The 17,547-nt window shown below is 59.0% G+C and carries 19 protein-coding genes; 2 read left to right on the plus strand and 17 right to left on the minus strand.

Features of this window, described 5'->3' with window-relative positions:
- Window positions 1-51 precede the first annotated feature (51 nt).
- The 10 genes from FJU08_RS14780 to FJU08_RS14825 all read right to left on the minus strand — a co-directional run bounded on the left by FJU08_RS14780 (window position 52) and on the right by FJU08_RS14825 (window position 8,761).
- Window positions 52-468 carry a hypothetical protein gene (locus FJU08_RS14780; RefSeq protein ID WP_141149789.1) on the minus strand — a complete coding sequence of 139 codons (417 nt, stop codon included), beginning with the start codon at window positions 466-468 and terminating at the stop codon, window positions 52-54.
- Window positions 469-642: 174 nt separating this feature from the next.
- Window positions 643-1,236: a peroxidase-related enzyme gene (locus tag FJU08_RS14785; RefSeq protein ID WP_141149790.1), complete on the minus strand. Its 594-nt coding sequence runs from the start codon at window positions 1,234-1,236 to the stop codon at window positions 643-645.
- 1 nt (window position 1,237) lies between these two features.
- Complete coding sequence (locus FJU08_RS14790; RefSeq protein ID WP_141149791.1) at window positions 1,238-1,720, minus strand: CMD domain protein; 483 nt, start codon at window positions 1,718-1,720, stop codon at window positions 1,238-1,240.
- A 1-nt stretch (window position 1,721) separates the two neighbouring features.
- Entirely contained in the window at window positions 1,722-2,312 is a 591-nt protein-coding gene (locus FJU08_RS14795; RefSeq protein WP_141149792.1) for a 2-hydroxychromene-2-carboxylate isomerase, read from the minus strand.
- Window positions 2,313-2,322: 10 nt separating this feature from the next.
- On the minus strand, window positions 2,323-3,768 hold the full coding sequence (locus tag FJU08_RS14800; RefSeq protein WP_141149936.1) for an NAD(P)-binding domain-containing protein: 1,446 nt from the start codon (window positions 3,766-3,768) through the stop codon (window positions 2,323-2,325).
- A gap of 74 nt (window positions 3,769-3,842) precedes the next feature.
- Window positions 3,843-4,916, minus strand: a complete 1,074-nt coding sequence (locus FJU08_RS14805) for an ABC transporter ATP-binding protein (protein WP_141149793.1) — start codon at window positions 4,914-4,916, stop codon at window positions 3,843-3,845.
- A 1-nt stretch (window position 4,917) separates the two neighbouring features.
- A complete protein-coding gene (locus FJU08_RS14810) occupies window positions 4,918-5,703 on the minus strand; it encodes an ABC transporter permease (protein WP_141149794.1) in 786 nt (261 codons plus the stop codon).
- A gap of 11 nt (window positions 5,704-5,714) precedes the next feature.
- Window positions 5,715-6,701: an ABC transporter permease gene (locus FJU08_RS14815; protein WP_141149795.1), complete on the minus strand. Its 987-nt coding sequence runs from the start codon at window positions 6,699-6,701 to the stop codon at window positions 5,715-5,717.
- A gap of 68 nt (window positions 6,702-6,769) precedes the next feature.
- Complete coding sequence (locus FJU08_RS14820; RefSeq protein ID WP_141149796.1) at window positions 6,770-7,870, minus strand: extracellular solute-binding protein; 1,101 nt, start codon at window positions 7,868-7,870, stop codon at window positions 6,770-6,772.
- A gap of 135 nt (window positions 7,871-8,005) precedes the next feature.
- Window positions 8,006-8,761 carry an aspartate/glutamate racemase family protein gene (locus FJU08_RS14825; RefSeq protein WP_141149797.1) on the minus strand — a complete coding sequence of 252 codons (756 nt, stop codon included), beginning with the start codon at window positions 8,759-8,761 and terminating at the stop codon, window positions 8,006-8,008.
- 387 nt (window positions 8,762-9,148) lie between these two features.
- On the opposite strand from FJU08_RS14825, the gene FJU08_RS14830 reads away from it, so the two are divergent.
- Window positions 9,149-9,610 (plus strand): Lrp/AsnC family transcriptional regulator, encoded by a 462-nt coding sequence (locus FJU08_RS14830; protein WP_141149798.1) that lies wholly within the window; start codon window positions 9,149-9,151, stop codon window positions 9,608-9,610.
- Between the two features lie 10 nt (window positions 9,611-9,620).
- On the plus strand, window positions 9,621-10,691 hold the full coding sequence (locus FJU08_RS14835; RefSeq protein ID WP_141149799.1) for an NAD/NADP-dependent octopine/nopaline dehydrogenase family protein: 1,071 nt from the start codon (window positions 9,621-9,623) through the stop codon (window positions 10,689-10,691).
- On the opposite strand, the gene FJU08_RS14840 is transcribed toward FJU08_RS14835, so the two are convergent.
- The 7 genes from FJU08_RS14840 to hutI form a co-directional block, all read right to left on the minus strand.
- Entirely contained in the window at window positions 10,688-11,104 is a 417-nt protein-coding gene (locus FJU08_RS14840; protein ID WP_141149800.1) for a type II toxin-antitoxin system VapC family toxin, read from the minus strand. The genes FJU08_RS14835 and FJU08_RS14840 overlap by 4 nt on opposite strands.
- Complete coding sequence (locus FJU08_RS14845) at window positions 11,101-11,349, minus strand: type II toxin-antitoxin system VapB family antitoxin (protein WP_141149801.1); 249 nt, start codon at window positions 11,347-11,349, stop codon at window positions 11,101-11,103. The genes FJU08_RS14840 and FJU08_RS14845 overlap by 4 nt, the downstream gene beginning before the upstream one ends.
- An 84-nt stretch (window positions 11,350-11,433) precedes the next feature.
- Window positions 11,434-11,991 (minus strand): HutD/Ves family protein, encoded by a 558-nt coding sequence (locus tag FJU08_RS14850; protein ID WP_141149802.1) that lies wholly within the window; start codon window positions 11,989-11,991, stop codon window positions 11,434-11,436.
- Between the two features lie 3 nt (window positions 11,992-11,994).
- Window positions 11,995-13,668, minus strand: coding sequence for a urocanate hydratase (hutU, locus tag FJU08_RS14855; RefSeq protein WP_141149803.1), 1,674 nt, complete (start codon window positions 13,666-13,668; stop codon window positions 11,995-11,997).
- Between the two features lie 17 nt (window positions 13,669-13,685).
- Window positions 13,686-14,486 carry an N-formylglutamate deformylase gene (gene hutG / locus FJU08_RS14860; protein ID WP_141149804.1) on the minus strand — a complete coding sequence of 267 codons (801 nt, stop codon included), beginning with the start codon at window positions 14,484-14,486 and terminating at the stop codon, window positions 13,686-13,688.
- Window positions 14,487-14,496: 10 nt separating this feature from the next.
- On the minus strand, window positions 14,497-16,023 hold the full coding sequence (gene hutH, locus FJU08_RS14865) for a histidine ammonia-lyase (RefSeq protein WP_141149805.1): 1,527 nt from the start codon (window positions 16,021-16,023) through the stop codon (window positions 14,497-14,499).
- A complete protein-coding gene (hutI, locus tag FJU08_RS14870; protein ID WP_141149806.1) occupies window positions 16,023-17,270 on the minus strand; it encodes an imidazolonepropionase in 1,248 nt (415 codons plus the stop codon). The genes hutH and hutI overlap by 1 nt, the downstream gene beginning before the upstream one ends.
- Between the last annotated feature and the right edge of the window lie 277 nt (window positions 17,271-17,547).

The raw sequence follows: 17,547 nt of genomic DNA on the forward strand, positions 1-17,547 counted from the left end.
CGCTATACCGAAGGATAGGATGGCAGCGCGAACCTATCCACTCTTTGGTGGTCAGCGTCTGGATGCAGCGCTGTCCTGCGGCTTCGCCATATCGCTTTGCGCCGGTGCTGCCGACCTCTCAGCCTGCGCTTTGGTTTCAGCGCTGAGCCGCCGGATCTCCGCAATTTTCCGGGCATTCGTTTGCTGCTGCTCGTCCCAGGCCCGAAGCTGCGCTGCCACATCGCCAAATGGGATCGTTTTTCTCTTTTCGTTCAAGGCCTTGATCCCTTCCGCATAGACCTTGTCCTCTTTTTCCTGAAGCCATTGGCCGAGCCGCGATTTCCGGGTTTCACCGGTGGTGAAGTTCGGCATGCTGGTGCCATCCTTCTGGCCTGCCGATGGTGATCGGTCGCGCGGTGGCGGGGTCATGGCGCCGCTGCGAGAAGAAGAGCTGCAGGCGGTGCGCACCTTGAGTATTCTGCCAGTCATCACTGTCTCCGGGAGTTGCAATTCGCACCGAGTATCCGAGACAGGCAACGCTATAAGTAAATCAGTTTTTCAGATAGTTTCTGAGCCGCCACGGGTAACCGGTGCGGCAACGCCCTTTTGAATTTGCAGAGCCCCGGACGAGATCGCCTGATCGTCCGGGGGCTCTGATCGGGATCACTGCTTCACATGCGGTTCACCCAGCGTATGCATCAGCCGGTTGGCCCAGCCGAAAATTGCAACGGCGTGGATGAGGTCAAGGATTTCGAGGTCATCAAGGCCGATCTCGCGCAGATGGTAGAATTGGTAGACGCCGACATGATCGGGATGCGCCGTCAGATCGACGCCGAAATTGAACAGGGCCTGCTCAAAATCGGGCAGATCGGCCTCCAGCCCTTTCTCATAAACCGCGTCGATCACGTCCGGCCGCTTTTCCAGCTGGATATAGCGATTGGCGTGAACCGCGGCACAATAGATGCATTTATTGACAAAGGAGGCAGCCAGCGCCCCGATTTCCCGCCCGCCGCGCGACAAACCGTCCGGCGCATACATGATGTCGTTGAAAAGCGGCGTGCGCTCGGCCAGCGTTTCCGGCTCCTGCGCCAGCACCAGTACATAATCGGAAACCTTGGTATTGGAGGGGGTCACCTTCAATGCGGACAACTGCTCCGGCGTTGCCTCGGAAAGCTTTACCGGCGTGACATAGGGGTGCCATTCGAGCGGCTCAAGCGTGAATTCATGGATTGGTTTGGACTGGACCGTTTCGGACATATCAGTGATCCCTCAGCATTTTCAGACCGGCAACCACCAGAACCTGGTAATTGATGAAGGCAATCAGGCTAGCCAGCGTGACGATATCCTTGTCGCTCAGCCCGACTGCATAAAGCTTTTCAATATTGGCACGGCTTGCCTGTTTCGGCTCAAGCGTGATCAGATCGACATGGGCGAGAATGGCTGCCAGGCGGGGATCGCTGCCGGGAATGAAGCCCGGCTCGCTCAGCGGCTCCAGCCCTTTTTCTCCGGTTTCAGCCAGAAGTGCGCGATAATGGACAACCAGTTCGTCTGCATGCCACAGCCCCGCCATGCGCTGGGCAAGGGCGGCGCGCAGGCCATAGGAAAAATTGCCCGGGTCCTTCGGCTTCAAAGCCGCATCATGGCTTGCCTGCGTCAGCGCCCTGATCTTTTCGCGCTTCGCACGCAGGGCCGTCAGATCGGCATCACTGCCCAGCACTTTATCGATGACGTCAACGCTCATTTCAATCCTCACTCAGAGCTTCATCCAGAAAATCGAGACGGTCCTGCCCCCAATAGAGCACGTCCTTGTATATCCATGTCGGTGTGCCGAAGACACCGCGTGCCTTCGCCTCGTCATGGCTTGCATGCCAGGCAGCAATGATATCGGCATCTTCCTCCATCGCCTGCAGCGCCGTACCATCAAGGCCGAGCCGGTTGGCAACGTCGATACGCACCTCTGGCAGGGTCACATCCAGTTCCTCGCTCCACAGCGCGTGCAAAAGTGCGTGCGACAGATCAAGTGCCGGCAGGCCTTCACGATCGGCGGCGATCACCATACGGGCGGAAAACTCATTATTGGTGGGATAGTGTTTCGGCTTCAGCACCAGCGGCATGTTGAGGCGTTTGCGCCAGCGATCAAGCTCGACCGCGTGATAAGCCTGACGCGGCTCGGGCCGGGTTCTGAGCGGCACGCCGCCATTATCCGGTACGATCCGGGTTGGGCGAACGACCACGTCAAGGTCGTGCTTTACGATCAGCGCCTTGAATTGCGGCCAGCCCAGATAGGCCCAGGGCGATGACAGGGCGTGGTAATAGTAAACTGTCTTTTTCATCTTGTCCTCATCAGGCCTCTTGAACCGCATCGGCATCACACCATTCGCTGCCGTCCAGTTCCGGCTTCTCATAGACGAGCAATTCCTGCCAATACTGGTCCAGGTCTTTGGCAAAGAAGCTTGCCGCAAGCCCCTTGGCAAGCCATGTCGCCCCTTCACTGATGGCAGGAATATCGCCCGACACCTTGCCGAGGCTGAGCGCGGAGCCATAGTTGAAGCAGTGAATATCGGAAAGGAAAGCCGCGTCGCCTTGGTTTTTCGGCGTGAAGGCGAAGTCTTCCGCCAGCCAGGGGAACCGGCCCAACCCATCGCTTTCCTCGTCTTTTGGCGGTGTGAAATGATCGTCCCAGCAGGCGATCCTGTCGGCGAAGCCGGCAAATTCCTCCCGAGCCAGCGGATCGACCAGAAAGCCGGTCGCCGTGATCAGAAAATCACAGCGGAAAACGCGGCCGGCTGTGGTCGTCACGACGATTTCATCGCCTGACTTCTCGACAGAAGCGATCGGGCAGTTGAAATGGAAGAAGGCATTGTCATGTCGGCTGACCCGAAGGGTCGACCCATGCGGGGCCGGCGTCTGCTGGCGCTCGCCATAGCTCATCAGCCGCCAGCGCCATTCGGCATCAAGCTTTGGAAATCCGGCCGTCACGCCGTAAGAGCCGATACCCATCAGCTTGTTGATCGTCGGCATGGTTTTACGTCGCGCCAGAAGACGAACCTCGCCTGCACCATGTTCCAGTGCTTCGGCTGCATTGTCCATGGCAGAGGCGCCAACGCCGATGACGACGATCCTCTTGCCTTTCAGTGCATCAAAATCGATCGCGTCTTCCGAATGCGCCCAGCATGTGCCGCGCGGCAGGCCGTCGACAAAATCCGGCACCCGTTCCTTGCCCAGCCCGTCGCGCCCGGTCGCCCAGACAAGCTTGCGGGTGATGATCGTGCTGCCATCGGCCATATCAAGGGCCAAAAGCCCGTCGGCGCGCGGTGTCACCGTCTTCACATCCATGTCGTTTTCGACCGGAATGCCCAAAACGTCGCGATACCAGATCAGATAATCCTGCCACATCGGCCGCGGAATGCGGTATAGCGCATTCCAGTCGGCTTCGGAGAACTGTGCCTTGTACCAGGCCTGAAAGGTGAGAGACGCCATGCCGAGCGCCGGGCCGGTAAGGTTGATCGGCGAACGCAGGGTCTCCATCCGGGCGAAGGTGAGCCATGGGCCCTCAAGTCCCTTTTTCGCCTTGTCGATAATGCGGATATTGCTGATGCCGGCCCTTGTCAGCGCCAGCCAGGCCACCAGACCGCACATGCCGCCGCCGACGATGACAACGTCGCTGACCGGTTTTCCATCGACATCAGCGACCGGTTTCACCCAGTTCTTCGGCGGATAGTTGAGGTAGTCGAGATCCTGCCTGACCCGCGCATTGAGCGCGTCCAGTCCCTGGCCTGTTATTGTCATGGTCATCTTCTTTTCATGTCGTTTAGCCGGGCGGCTACAGCACCGCCGTCGTTTTCGAAAGCGGGTGTGGCGCCTTAATCGGCAAGCACCACAGCATCATTCTCGCGCCAGCCGATCCAGACGGAGGAACTGTCAATCTGGCCAAGGGCGACCGGGTCGAGATCCACCGTCAGTTCACGGCCATCGGGAAGCCGAACGGTAAGCAACGAATGGCTGCCCTTGAAGATCTCGCCGACAATCTCGCCCGGCAGTACATTGCGCCGGTTGAGCTGCTGCTTGACCGCGAAGATCGCCTCGGGCCGGAGTGACACGGTCACAGTGCGGCCCGCCTCGGGAGCCGGGCCGGTCAGGCAGGCATGGATTTCGAGGCCGCCCCAGTTGAGTGTGGCGATGCCGTCTTCTGCCGAGACCATGGTGGCATCGAGGAAATTGGACTCGCCGATAAAGGTCGCGACGAAGCGGTTTTTCGGGCGCGCATAAAGCGTCTGCGGATCACCCATCTGCTCGATCCGGCCGCTATTCATCACGACGATCACATCTGACATGGTGACGGCTTCTTCCTGGTCATGGGTGACAAAGAGGAAGGTCTTGCCGGTCTGCTCCTGGATTGATTTGAGCTCGATCTGCATCTGGTGACGGAGTTTCGCATCCAGCGCCGAAAGCGGTTCGTCAAGCAGCAGGACATCCGGATCGGGCGCCAGCGCCCGGACCAGCGCCACGCGCTGGCGCTGGCCGCCGGACAGCGCGCTTGGCATGCGATCGGCATAGTCTTCCAGCCGGACAAGAGCGAGCAGTTCGTCAACCCGCTTCTTGATACCGGCCGATGACATGCCCTTCAGTTCCAGCCCGAAGGCAATATTGCGGGCGACGGTGAGATGCGGAAACAGGGCGTAATCCTGAAACACGATATTGACGTTGCGCTTGTGTGGCGGGAGATAGGTTACGTCATTGCCCGACAGCGTGATTGCGCCGGACGTCGGTGTTTCGAAACCGCCCAGCATTCTGAGCGTCGTCGATTTGCCGCAGCCAGACGGGCCGAGAAGCGTGACGAATTTGCCCTTTTCGATGGCAAGATCGAGCGCATCGACAGCCGGCGCACCACTGCCGTAAGATTTGGTGACGTTGGAAAAATGTACGATAGGCTGCATTTCAGTTCCTCGAGCGGCCGGAAAGGCGCTCCGCGTAAAGACCAACGACAGCGGTGACGATTAGCACCAGGGTCGCGATTGCGTTGATATCGGGCGACATGCCGCTGGAAAGCTTTGCAAAGATCAACATTGGAAGCGTCAGTTCGTAGCCGCCAAGGAAGAAGGTGCGGACAAAGTCATCAATGGAGGTCAGCACGCAGAAGATCATGCCGCCAACCAGCGCCGGGCCGAGATAGGGCAGCGTGACGCGGATGAAGGCGATGAAATTATCGGCGCCAAGATCACGCGCGGCGTCTGTCAGGCTCTTCGGCATTGATCGCAGCCGCGTCATCGCCATGATGACAACGAAGGGAACGGCATGGACCGTGTGGCCGAGAATGATGGCGGTCGTACCCGTCGGCATATCGATCAGACGGATGAAAATGCGCATCGAGATCGCCTGGATCATGCCCGGTACAACCACCGGAAGACAGGCCAGCGCGAAAATCGCCGCCCGGAACGGCACCTTTTCATTGGAGGCCAGAAGCGCGATCCAGACGCCGATCACGGTGGCAATCGCGGTTGTCACGAAGGCGATCATGATCGAATACATGACGGCATCCAGGAACTGCTTGCTCGCCAGCACCTCACCATACCATTTCAGCGTCCAGCTCTGGATCGGGAAGGAGATAAAATTGGCGTCCTTGAAGCTCATCGCCATCATCAGCAGCAATGGTACGAGAAGATAGGCGACAAAGGCCCAGTAAAAGCCGGTGAGCAGCCAGTTTTGCGGTTCTCTACGGGTCATGGCGTGCTCCCTCACATCAGCTTGACGTTTTTGCCGCCGCTGGCGACGCGCATGAACAGCCCGACCGTTGTCAGCGAGACAACCAGCATCAGGATAGAAAAGGCAGCACCCGCCGGCCATTTGTCATTCGATCCATGGAACAGCTGGGCGATGATTTCCGGGAAGATCACTGTGTTTGGCCCGCCAAGCAGAAGCGGTGCGGAGAACACGCCGATCGTCGTCAGAAAGACGAGGCTGCAGCCGGAAATGATGCCGTCACGCGAGAGCGGCAGGACCACCCGGCGGAAGCGGGTAAAGGGGCCGGCGCCGAGATCGGCAGCTGCGTCCACCAGCGAATTCGGGATCTTTTCGATCGACGAATAGAGCGGCAGCAACATGTAGAGAGAGATCAGATAGATGACGCCGAAACTAAGCGAGAAATAGGTGTAAAGCATCGGGATCGGCCGGTCGATGAAGCCGAATTCGCGCAGGAACATATTCACCGCACCGCGATTGGCGAGAAGCATGATCACCGAAAAGGTACGAATGATCTCGCCAGCCCAGAATGGGGTCAAAAGCAGAAGCAGCGCCCGATTGCGGAAGGAGGGTTTCACCACCTTGGCGACATAATAGGCAACCGGATAGACAACGACCAGCGTGATCGCCGTGACGCCGACCGAGAAGATGACGCTGCGGATAAAGGGTGTGAAATAGAGGCTGTCCTCGAAGAAGAGGCGATATTGCGCCAGTGAATAGCTGGCCGACTGCCCGTCCATCAGAGGATAGTTTTCCATCAGCGAGATGTTGACCATCTGCAGGATGGGGCCAATGTTGAAGAAAAGGATCCAGGCCAGCGGTACGATGACGAGAATGGTCATGCGCAGTCTGGCTGAGTCCGCCACGACCCCGATGGTCGCGCGGTAGAGAGAACTATGTATCAGGCGGCCGAACCAGCCCGCATAGCGGGGGGCACGTCCTGCCTCTTCGGAGGGTTTTCCGGCCATTGAAATCGAAGCCATGTGATTGATGCGCCTGTTGGAGAAGTGTTGCGGGCCGGAAGGGCCGCCCCGCAACCACAAATTGGCCGTCAGGCCGCTTTGACTTCGGCCGTTGCGCGGTCGATCATCTCGTTCTTCATTTCACGGTTGGTATCGCCAAAGAAGACGATCCGGGCGATCTGCTCTTCCGGCAAGGCGATTGCCGCGCGTTCCTTGTCGGTCAAAAGTGCGTCGACACCGGCAAAGGCGCTGGAAAAGCCCGACTGGCGCACCATCTGCGCGCCGACCTCCGGATTGGCCAGAAGCGCGTTGAAGAAGGTATAGGCCGCATCCGGGTTCGGAGCATTATTGACCAGATTGAAGGAGTAGAGGAAGCCGTAGGTACCTTCCTTCGGGATCGAAAGCTCGATCGGGTGACCATCCATGATCAGTTTCGAGGCCGGGCCGGACCAGGCCTGGGCGACATAGACATCCTCATTGATCAGCATCTGCTGAACCTCGGAGCCGGCATCGTAATATTTGCGCACCATGTCCTTGTGTTCGATCAGATAGTCGCGCGCCGCATCGGTTGCCTTCTGCGCTTCTTCCGGCTTGTCCATATAGGAGACGAAATCACCGTCATAGCCGAGATACTTCATCGTGATCGACAGGAAATCGGAGATGATATAGGTGGTGAAGCCCTTATATTCCGGGTCGAACATCAGTTCCCAGCTGTCGGACGGCTTGGTGTAGTCGGTGTTGCGCACCATGCCTTCAAAACCGGCAAGGAGCGGCACCCCGTAAACCTTGCCATCAAAGGTCAGCTGCTTGGCGCCTTCATAAGGCTTGGCAAGGTTCTTGAAATTCGGGATCTTGTCGACATCGAGCGGCTGCAGCAGGTTTGACGTCAGAAACTGGCTGATGCGGTGACCGGCAACAGTGACGATATCGGTCGAGGGCTGATCGCCTTCGGCGGCGACCAGATTATACTGCTTACCCTGGTCGTCGGTCAGGCGGATGCGGATCTCGATGCCGCTTTCCTTCTGGAAATCCTTGACGAAATCCTCCGGCAGGAACTTGTCATAGGTGGTGATGTTCAAAACACTGCCCTGGGCCATGGCCGGGCGGATGATCGAGGGCGCAGCCAGGATACCGGCGCCTGAAGCCATCATTTTCAGCGTCGATCGACGCGTCGGCTTGATAAGGGTCATGTCACTCTCCTTCTTTGATTATTGCTCTACCTGCACTGCCCGGCTCTCATTCCGGACAGAACAGGCACTTCCCCTTTTAATTGCCGGGCCCTTTTTCGGGCCCGGTTTGCTGACATGAGCCGCAGGCGGCGCATCTCAGCGAATTGAAGCGTTCAGCTCTGCCCTCTCAAAAACAGCGCCTGACGCGGCAAAATCTTCCGACAGCGAAAGCGCGACAGCGGCTTCGGCATGAATGAAGGTGGAATCGAAGGCCGGGATCGCAAAATCCTTCTGCTCAACCAGAAGGCCGATCTCGGTGCAGCCAAGGATGACGCTGTCGGCACCCTTTTCGGCCGCGCGGCCAACAATTTCGACATAGCGATCATGGGATGGCTTCGAGATTACACCGCAGCAGATCTCATCGAAGATCACGTCATGCACGATGGTGCGATCATCCGCTTCAGGCACGATCGGATCGAGCCCATAGGCAGAACGCAGCCGGTCGATGTAGAATTCCTTCTCCATCGTATAGCGGGTGGCCAGCAGAAGCGGCCGCTTCGCACCGGCAGAAGCGACAGCCGCACCGGTAACATCGGCGATGTGGATCAGCGGCACGGAAATGGCCGCCTGAACCTGATCGGCGAGGATGTGCATCGTATTGGTGCAGATCAGCACCATGTCGGCGCCAGCGGCTTCAAGCTCCCTTGCGACCGAAATCAGCAACTCGGCAGCCTTGTCCCAGAGCCCTGCCTTCTGCAGGGCGACGACATCAGCGAAATTGACCGAGCGCAGGGCGATATCGGCAGAGGCCAGCCCGTCGCCCTTCAGGCGCCGAACTTCCTCATTGATATGCCGATAATATACCGCCGTGCTTTCCCAGCTCATGCCGCCGATCAACCCAATCCGTTTCATGGTTATTCTCTTCATTTTGATTGCGGGAAACGATGAACTCATCCTATCAGCCCCACATGAAGAGAGTGTCCAAATATTTGCGCCCAACATCATTATTGAGCATATCCATCCTACGTAACGCGACCTAAATAGTCGAAATTTGCATCATTGACCTTCTGCTTGAAAACTGATCATAATTGCGTAACGTTTAGGCAAGCTGTCACAAAATCTAAAATTTATGCAAATCATGCGTTATTTTTGCTGTTTGACAAGTGTCTACCTTTGCATTTTTACCACGCCGAACCTTTGAGGCCCCGACCTGGAATTGGCGCAACTGCTTGAGAAAAGGAAATTATTTCCTGCCCGCATCACCTAAATTGAAATCTGCGATCACGGACAAATAAACTCATGTTTGATGAAATAGACCGCAAGATTGTCGATCTGCTGCAACGCGATTCTGACAAGACCGTCACCGAAATCGCCGACGCGGTTGGCCTATCCCATACGCCGTGCTGGCGGCGGATCAAGCGCATGGAGGAGATGGGCTTCATCCGCAATCGCGTTGCACTGATCGACCGAAAGATGGCCAATGTGCCGATGACGATCTTCATCGCCATCAAGGCGCCGCGCCACACCGCCGACTGGCTTGACGCCTTCCGCGAACAGCTGCGCGGCATTCCCGAAATCACCGAGGCCTATCGGCTGACGGGCGATACCGACTATCTCGTGCGCGTTGTCGTGCCGGATATCGAAGTCTACGACCAGGTCTACAAGACCATGATCTCGCGGCTGGAATTTTCCGACATTTCCTCCTCCATCGCCATGGAAGAGCTGAAATTCACCACCGCCCTGCCCACCAAGTACATGTAAGGACGAGCTGATGAAAATCGCCATTCTCGGCGCCGGATCAATCGCTTTCGGCATGGCCGCTTTTCTGGCTGCGGCGGGGCATGAAGCTCGGCTCTGGTCGCCTTCCGGAACCGGCTGCAAGACACTTGGTGAAAGGGCCGATCTGGTCGCCTCAGGCGCCGTGACATTCACCGGTACGGTCACCGTTGCCCAAAGCTGCGCCGAAGCGCTGGATGGCGCTGAGCTTGCCATCATTGCCATGCCCGTCAACGCGCACCGCATGGCGATTGAAGCCCTGAGTCCGGTGATCAATCCGGCCTGCCCGGTGATCATCTCATCGCATGCCTCCTTCGCCGCGCTCTATCTGTCGAAATGCCTGAAGGCTGAGGGCAAGGACAATCTGATCATCGCCTGGGGCACGACATTGCTGACCGGACGCCGGAAGGGCGAGACGGCCGTTACGGTCAACACGGTTCGCCAGAAGATCGACATGGCGACCCTGCCGCAAAGCCGGGCGGAAGAGGGGCAATTGCTTTGCACGGCGATTTTCGGCGACCGTTTCGTGCCGCGCGCCGGTCTGATGGCGATCGCGCTGTCAAACCTCAATCCGCAAAACCATCTCGGCATCGCGCTTTTGAACCTGACGCGAATGGAAAAGGGCGAGATCTGGGGCCAGGGCGAGCATGTGACGCCCGCCGTCGGCCGTTTCATCGAAGCGCTGGACCGGGAGCGCCTGTCGATTGCTGAGGCTTTCGGGCTGAAGACAAAGACCGTGCAGGAACATTTCTCGCTGTCCTTCCACGTCCCGCTTGGCTCGGTCTCGGCGATGAACCAGGAAATGCATGCCGCCGGGCGCGGCGGTCAGGGGCCATCAACAGCCGATAGCCGCTATGTCTTCGAGGACGTCCCATTTGGCCTGCATGCAACGGCTGTTCTCGGCCGCATCACCGGCAGGCCGGCTCTGCTGCACGAGGCGGGCATCGCGATTTTCTCCGCAGCTTTCGGACGGGATCTCACCGCCGATAATGATCTCCTGCCAGCCCTGTCGCTGGATCGTCTGGATCAGGCAGCACTCGAAGCCTTATGTCGGGAGGGTTATTAGCGATCGGTCCATGGCGAAAGCAGTTTGATGCCGATGGCCGAAAAATCCTTGAGATTGCGTGTGGCAAGGATCCCGCCATTCACCCGCGCAATGGCGGCAATCATGCCATCCGGCACGGACATGGGACGGCCGTTTCGGATGGACTGGCCCATGATCTCACCATAGGCAATTGCCGCATCTTCGGTAAAGGCAAAGAGCCTGTCATGGAACCGGCCACGCCATGCCGACAGCCCTTCGGCAAGCCGATGCGCGCGTTCATCCGGTCTGATCTTTTCAATACCAAAGGCAATCTCTGCGATAACAACGCTCGACAAGGCCAGTTCACCATCATGGCGGATCAGCCAGTCCTGAACGTTACGGTCAGGTTCACGGCGCAGCGATTCCGAAACAACATTGGTATCGACAAAAATCACAGGTCGGGACCCTGGTGTGGTGTGCGGCTCTCGCGGATGACAGCATCGAGATCGACGTCACTGCCATAGTCAGTGGCAAGCCTTGTGAAAAACTGACGGGCAGGCTCATGCCCGATTTCACGCTCAGCATAAGCTTCAAGCGCGCGCTCAACCACATCGGCGATGGAGCGGTTTTCACGCTGGGCAAGCCGATGTGCAAGATCACGCGCGCGCGCGCTGCGAACGGAAAGCTGTGGTTGAGGCATCGCCGAAGTCTCCATCTCAATAGCTCTCTATATGGGAGTATCGCAGTAGATGGCAAGATGGCAGCAGCCATCCAGATGGCTTGCTCAGTTCAGGTCAATGCGGATCTGCAGCACGGTGATCGCCACATCTGCCGTCAGGGCGCAGGCCTCGCTCCGGTTGAGCATCAGCGTAGCGAATGGCTGAAGCCTGATTTCGCCGGCACGGCACGGCATCAGCGGCACCAGCGCCATGGTATCGTTGTCGCAACGGATCTCCAGCCGGTTCTGAGATCGCACCGCCTTCACCTGATGGCGGATACGGCCGCGCCGGCTCATGACATTGAAGTCACGGATCGGTCCGGCCGTCAGACGGGCGAAAACCGGCTCATCGCCAGAGAATGCGAAGGGGACGCCAGGCTCAAGCATTGTTGCCGGTAATTTATCACCGCTCAGCTCCATCCCGGCGCCTTCAATGACAGTCAGCGTCCGATCAATGCCGGGAAAGGCCGAAAACGGCCCATCCCCGGCGACATCGGCCATGGAAAGCCGCCAGTCAAAATCCGCCATCGAGGCGCCGTCCGGAGAGACGGCAATCTCCGCCGTCTTTCCACCGCCATTCTTCCATGCCATCACGCGATAGGCACTGACCTTCAGAATCCGCATCAATCAGTTTCCGAGAATGCCCGGAAGCCGAAGACCATGCTCCCTCGCACATTCGACGGCGATCTCGTAGCCGGCATCGGCATGGCGCATGACGCCGGTTGCCGGGTCGTTCCACAACACGCGCGCCAGACGTTCATCGGCATCTGCCGTGCCATCACAGCAGATCACCATGCCGGCATGCTGCGAAAAGCCCATGCCGACGCCGCCGCCATGATGCAGCGACACCCATGTGGCACCCGATGCGGTATTGAGCAGCGCGTTCAGCAGCGGCCAGTCGGAAACAGCATCCGATCCGTCCTGCATTGCCTCGGTTTCGCGGTTGGGAGAGGCGACCGAACCCGAATCAAGATGATCGCGGCCGATGACGATCGGCGCTTTCAGCTCGCCATTGCGCACCATCTCGTTAAAGGCAAGGCCGAGGCGGTGGCGTTCGCCGAGGCCGACCCAGCAGATTCGCGCCGGCAGGCCCTGAAAGTGAATGCGCTCCTTGGCCATGTCGAGCCAGTTATGCAGATGCTTGTTGTCCGGCAGCAGTTCCTTGACCTTCTGGTCGGTCTTGTAAATGTCCTCCGGATCGCCGGAAAGGGCGGCCCAGCGGAAGGGGCCGATACCCCGGCAGAAGAGCGGGCGGATATAGGCCGGAACAAAGCCGGGGAAGGCGAAGGCGCGTGTCAGCCCCTCTTCCTTCGCCATCTGACGGATATTGTTGCCGTAATCGACGGTCGGAATGCCCTGATCGAAAAAGGCCAGCATGGCCTCGACATGGGTGCGCATCGAAGCGCGGGCGGCTTTTTCCACCGCTTTCGGGTCACGCTCCGCCTTCTCGCGCCATTCGCCAAGCGTCCAGCCAGCCGGCAGATAGCCATTGACCGGATCATGCGCCGAAGTCTGGTCCGTGACGATATCGGGCCGCACACCGCGCTTGACCAGTTCCGGCAACACTTCGGCGGTGTTGCCGACGAGACCGACCGATTTGGTCAGCCCCGCCTTCGTCCATTCATCGATCATCGCCAGCGCCTCATCGAGGCTGTCAGTCTTCTCGTCCACATAACCGGTCCGCAAACGAAAATCGATGCGGGAGGGATCGCACTCAACCGCAAGGCATGAGGCGCCCGCCATGACGGCTGCAAGCGGCTGGGCGCCGCCCATGCCGCCAAGCCCGCCGGTGAGGATCCACTTGCCCTTGAGATCGCCGCCGAAATGCTGGCGACCGGCCTCGACGAAGGTTTCATAGGTCCCCTGAACGATGCCCTGTGCGCCGATATAGATCCAGGAGCCGGCCGTCATCTGGCCATACATCATCAGGCCCTTCTTATCGAGCTCGTGGAAGTGATCCCAGTTGGCCCAGTGCGGCACGAGGTTCGAATTGGCAATCAGCACCCGCGGTGCATGCTTATGAGTACGGAACACGCCGACGGGCTTGCCGGACTGGACCAGCAACGTCTCGTCATCTTCCAGCGTCTTCAGCGTCTCGACAATCTTGTCAAAGTCGCCCCAGGTGCGGGCCGCGCGGCCGATACCGCCATAGACGACCAGCTCATGCGGCTTTTCGGCGACATCGGGATCGAGATTGTTCATCAGCATGCGCAGCGGCGCTTCGGTGAGCCAGCTCTTGGCGTTGAGCTCTGTGCCGGTCGGCGCGTGGATCACGCGTGAATTCAGACGCGGATTGGTCATTGTCTCGTTCCCTCTTCTTAAATGCGGGCGGAAAGCGCGATGCGCTCGATCCGCTCCAGAATATCTCTCAGATGCATCCGCAACCGCTCCGCCTTTTCCTCATCATAGGCAAAGGGCGGCTCTTCTGTTGCCAGATGGGTGGATTGCGCCAGTTCCATCTGTATGGCGTGAACGCCCGCCGCCGGATGGCCGTAATGCCGCGTCGTCCAGCCGCCTTTGAAACGTCCGTTCAGCGCATAATCATAGCCTCTTGTGCCTGAAACCAGACTGGCGACAGCGGCTTCGAATTCCGGCGCGCAGGTGATGCCGAGATTGGTGCCAATGTTGAAATCCGGCAGCTTGCCTTCAAAGAGAAAGGGGATGTGCGAACGGATCGAGTGGCAGTCATAGAGCACGGCAATGCCGTGAATGGCCTTCACCCGGGCAATCTCGGCGGCAAGGGCTGCATGATAGGGCCGGTGAAAGGCTTCAAGGCGGGCGGCAATATCGTCTGCATCCGGCGTCTCGCCATCCTTCCAGATCGGCGCGCCATCGAAATCGGTTTCCGGCACCAGCCCGGTCGTGTTCTGGCCGGGATAGAGGCTCACGCCTTCAGGATCGCGATTGGCGTCAATCACATAGCGGTGGAACGTCGCCTGAACCATGGTGGCATCATCGAGAAGACCGTCATAGAGCCGCTCCACATGCCAGTCGGTATCGGCGAGGATTTTGCCATTGTCGTTCAGCCGCGCGGCGATCGCTTCCGGCACGTTCGTCCCGACATGGGGAAAGCCCAGAATGACGGGCGATGTGCCCTGACGAATGATGACGGGTTCCATCTTTCTCTCCTCAAAGGACCGGCAGAACGGCGGCGTCGACCGCGCCGACCAGCATACCATCCCCGATCAGCCGGGTGGCTTTCTCAAGATCATCGGCCATGTAGCGATCCTCTTCCAGCGCGGGCACGGCGGCGCGGATGGCGGCGAGCGCCTTCAGCAAAGCTGGCGAGGTGACGAGCGGTCCGCGCAGTTCCACGCCCTGCCCGCCGCACAGCGCCTCGATGCCGATGATCGCAAAAAGGTTCTCGGTCATGGCAAGCAGGCGGCGCGCTCCATGACAGGCCATCGAAACATGGTCTTCCTGATTGGCCGAGGTGGGGGTGGAATCCACCGATGCCGGATGCGACATCTGCTTGTTCTCGCTCATCAGCGCCGCAGAGGTCACTTCCGCAATCATCAGACCGGAATTCAAACCCGGCTTTTTCGACAGAAAGGCCGGTAGGCCATAGGACAGCGCTGGATCGACCAGCAGTGCCACGCGGCGCTGGGCAATCGCACCAAGCTCGCAAACTGCGATCGCAATCTGATCTGCGGCAAAGGCGACCGGCTCGGCGTGGAAATTGCCACCGGATACGACGCTGTCATCGCCAAGCACCAGCGGGTTGTCAGTCGCCGCATTGGCTTCGACTGCCAGCGTCCGGCCAGCCTGGCGCAGTAGATCGAGACAGGCGCCATCGACCTGTGGCTGGCAGCGGATGCAATAGGGATCCTGCACGCGTTCATCGCCTTCGATATGGGAATGGCGGATTTCCGATCCGTCCAGCAGGCCACGCAATGCCGCCGCGGCATCAATCTGCCCTTGATGGCCCCGAAGGGTGTGAATATCGGGGTGAAATGGCGCGGACGAGCCCATGGCCGCATCGGTGGAAAGCGCGCCAGTGATGAGAGCGGCTTTTGCGGCGCGGAAGGCCCTGAACAGACCCGCAAGGGCAAGCGCGGTTGACACCTGCGTCCCGTTGATCAGCGCCAACCCTTCCTTGGCGGCGAGCGCGATGGGCTGGAGCCCGGCAGCCGTGAGAGCATCCGCACCGGCAAGGCGCCTGCCATTATAAAAGGCTTCGCCCTCCCCCATGATCACGGCAGCCATATGGGCAAGCGGCGCCAGATCACCGGAGGCGCCAACCGAGCCCTTTTCCGGGATCATCGGGATCACGCCCTTTTCAAGCATCGCCTCGATCAGCAGGACGATGGTGCGCCTTACACCGGATGCACCCCGGCCGAGCGAGATCAGCTTCAGCGTCATGATCAGCCGTACGATGGCCTCGTCCAGCGGCTGGCCGACACCGCAGCAATGCGACAGGATCAGATTGCGCTGCAGCGTCGCGGTATCGGCGGCGTCGATCTTGATCGAGGCAAGCTTGCCGAAGCCGGTATTGATGCCATAGACGGGCGCATTACCACGGGCGATCTCGGCGATACGGGCAGCTGCCTTGTCAATCCCGCCATCGAAAGCGCGATCAAGCCGGGCAGCAGTCTTGTTCCAGTAGAGGCTTTCAAGTTCGGCAAGGGTGACAGATCCGGGTTTCAGCGTCAGCATCAGATAATCCTCCGGCCTCTGGCATAAAGACTGTTCAGCGGGTTAAAGCCGATCCGGTAGACCAGCTCGGCGGGTTCTTCGACATCCCAGATAGCGATATCGGCGGCCTTGCCCGGCTCCAGCGCGCCGGTCTCATGCTGAAGGCCGAGCGCCCGGGCGGCATTGATCGTCACGCCTGCGAGGCATTCCCCGACCGTCAGCCGGAACAGGGTCGCGCCCATATTCATCGTCAGAAGCAGCGATGTCAGCGGCGAGGTGCCGGGATTGCAGTCCGTCGCCAGCGCGATCTTTGTTCCGGCCGCCCTGAGGGCGGCAACCGGCGGCGCCTGCGGCTCACGCAGCGTATAATAGGCGCCCGGCAGAAGCACAGCCACGGACCCGGCCTCGGCCATCGCCTCCGCGCCTGCCGCATCGAGATATTCAAGGTGATCGGACGAAAGCGCGCCGTAAGATGCGGCCATTGCCGCACCGCCGAGATTGGAAAGCTGCTCGGCATGCAGCTTGACCGGAAGACCGAGCGCTTTCGCCTTTTCGAAGACCGGTTTCAGTTCGTCCGGCGAAAAGGCAATGCCCTCGCAAAACCCATCCACCGCATCAACGAGCCCCTCGCGATGCGCAGCCTCAAGTCCCGGCAGTACGACCTCGGCAATATAGGCGGCGTTCCGCCCCTTATATTCCGGCGGTGTCGCATGGGCTGCAAGATAGGTGGTAACGATCCGCACCGGGCGGAGATCTGCCAGACGGCGCGCCGCGCGCAGCATCTTCAGTTCGGTCGCGATATTGAGCCCGTAGCCGGATTTGACTTCAACCGTGGCAACACCTTCGGAAATCAGTGTGTCGAGCCGCGGCAGTGCCGCTTCGACAAGCGCTGCTTCGCTCAGGGCATTGGTGGCGGAAACGGTTGAAACAATGCCTCCGCCAGCCCGCGCGATCTCTTCATAGGAGGCGCCATCAAGGCGCATCTCGAATTCACGGGCGCGATTTCCGCCAAAGACGAGATGCGTATGGCAATCGATCAATGCAGGGGTCACAAGCCGGTTGGCGCAGTCAATAATCTCGGTTTCACCGGGGATCTCGAAAGCGAGGTCGGCCCGCCTGCCGGAAAAGCTGATCCGGCCATCCTGTACGAAAAGTGCGGCATCCTCAATGACCGTGAAATGCGTATCCGCCAGCTCCAGGAGCCGGGCATTCTTGAAGAGAATGGTCCCGTCGGCGCCTGATTGGGCCGAAGGCTTCAATCCGTTCATGGCAATCCCCGTTGTTGTTTTTTATAATGTATATACATAATAATGATGATGACAAGCGGAAAACGAAACAGTCACCGCGACAAAAATGCAAACATCCCGCGCTCAAACTGCCTGACGACCATCAAATCGCGAAACCACTTTTCCACGTCGTTGCCAGCAGTGTTTCAGGCGAAGTTACTGGAATCGCGACATAAACATGACTGCATTATTCCTATTTTAGGAGTCGACTATATCGCTTTCTGGAATCACTCTAAACAATTGGTATTGCAATATGATT

It is taken from the genome of Martelella alba, from assembly GCF_006516955.1.
Classification (GTDB): domain Bacteria; phylum Pseudomonadota; class Alphaproteobacteria; order Rhizobiales; family Rhizobiaceae; genus Martelella; species Martelella alba.

Bases quoted from the DNA above. Each gene is read 5' to 3' on its own strand.
- FJU08_RS14800 (WP_141149936.1), bottom strand. From the start codon at position 3,768: ATGACAATAACAGGCCAGGGACTGGACGCGCTCAATGCGCGGGTCAGG.
- FJU08_RS14820 (WP_141149796.1), bottom strand. From the start codon at position 7,870: ATGACCCTTATCAAGCCGACGCGTCGATCGACGCTGAAAATGATGGCT.
- FJU08_RS14830 (WP_141149798.1), top strand. From the start codon at position 9,149: ATGTTTGATGAAATAGACCGCAAGATTGTCGATCTGCTGCAACGCGAT.
- FJU08_RS14825 (WP_141149797.1), bottom strand. From the start codon at position 8,761: ATGAAACGGATTGGGTTGATCGGCGGCATGAGCTGGGAAAGCACGGCG.
- hutH (WP_141149805.1), bottom strand. From the start codon at position 16,023: ATGCTGACGCTGAAACCCGGATCTGTCACCCTTGCCGAACTTGAAAGC.
- hutG (WP_141149804.1), bottom strand. From the start codon at position 14,486: ATGGAACCCGTCATCATTCGTCAGGGCACATCGCCCGTCATTCTGGGC.
- FJU08_RS14780 (WP_141149789.1), bottom strand. From the start codon at position 468: ATGACTGGCAGAATACTCAAGGTGCGCACCGCCTGCAGCTCTTCTTCT.
- FJU08_RS14845 (WP_141149801.1), bottom strand. From the start codon at position 11,349: ATGCCTCAACCACAGCTTTCCGTTCGCAGCGCGCGCGCGCGTGATCTT.
- FJU08_RS14835 (WP_141149799.1), top strand. From the start codon at position 9,621: ATGAAAATCGCCATTCTCGGCGCCGGATCAATCGCTTTCGGCATGGCC.
- FJU08_RS14815 (WP_141149795.1), bottom strand. From the start codon at position 6,701: ATGGCTTCGATTTCAATGGCCGGAAAACCCTCCGAAGAGGCAGGACGT.
- hutI (WP_141149806.1), bottom strand. From the start codon at position 17,270: ATGAACGGATTGAAGCCTTCGGCCCAATCAGGCGCCGACGGGACCATT.
- FJU08_RS14785 (WP_141149790.1), bottom strand. From the start codon at position 1,236: ATGTCCGAAACGGTCCAGTCCAAACCAATCCATGAATTCACGCTTGAG.
- FJU08_RS14805 (WP_141149793.1), bottom strand. From the start codon at position 4,916: ATGCAGCCTATCGTACATTTTTCCAACGTCACCAAATCTTACGGCAGT.
- hutU (WP_141149803.1), bottom strand. From the start codon at position 13,668: ATGACCAATCCGCGTCTGAATTCACGCGTGATCCACGCGCCGACCGGC.
- FJU08_RS14810 (WP_141149794.1), bottom strand. From the start codon at position 5,703: ATGACCCGTAGAGAACCGCAAAACTGGCTGCTCACCGGCTTTTACTGG.
- FJU08_RS14850 (WP_141149802.1), bottom strand. From the start codon at position 11,991: ATGCGGATTCTGAAGGTCAGTGCCTATCGCGTGATGGCATGGAAGAAT.
- FJU08_RS14790 (WP_141149791.1), bottom strand. From the start codon at position 1,720: ATGAGCGTTGACGTCATCGATAAAGTGCTGGGCAGTGATGCCGATCTG.
- FJU08_RS14795 (WP_141149792.1), bottom strand. From the start codon at position 2,312: ATGAAAAAGACAGTTTACTATTACCACGCCCTGTCATCGCCCTGGGCC.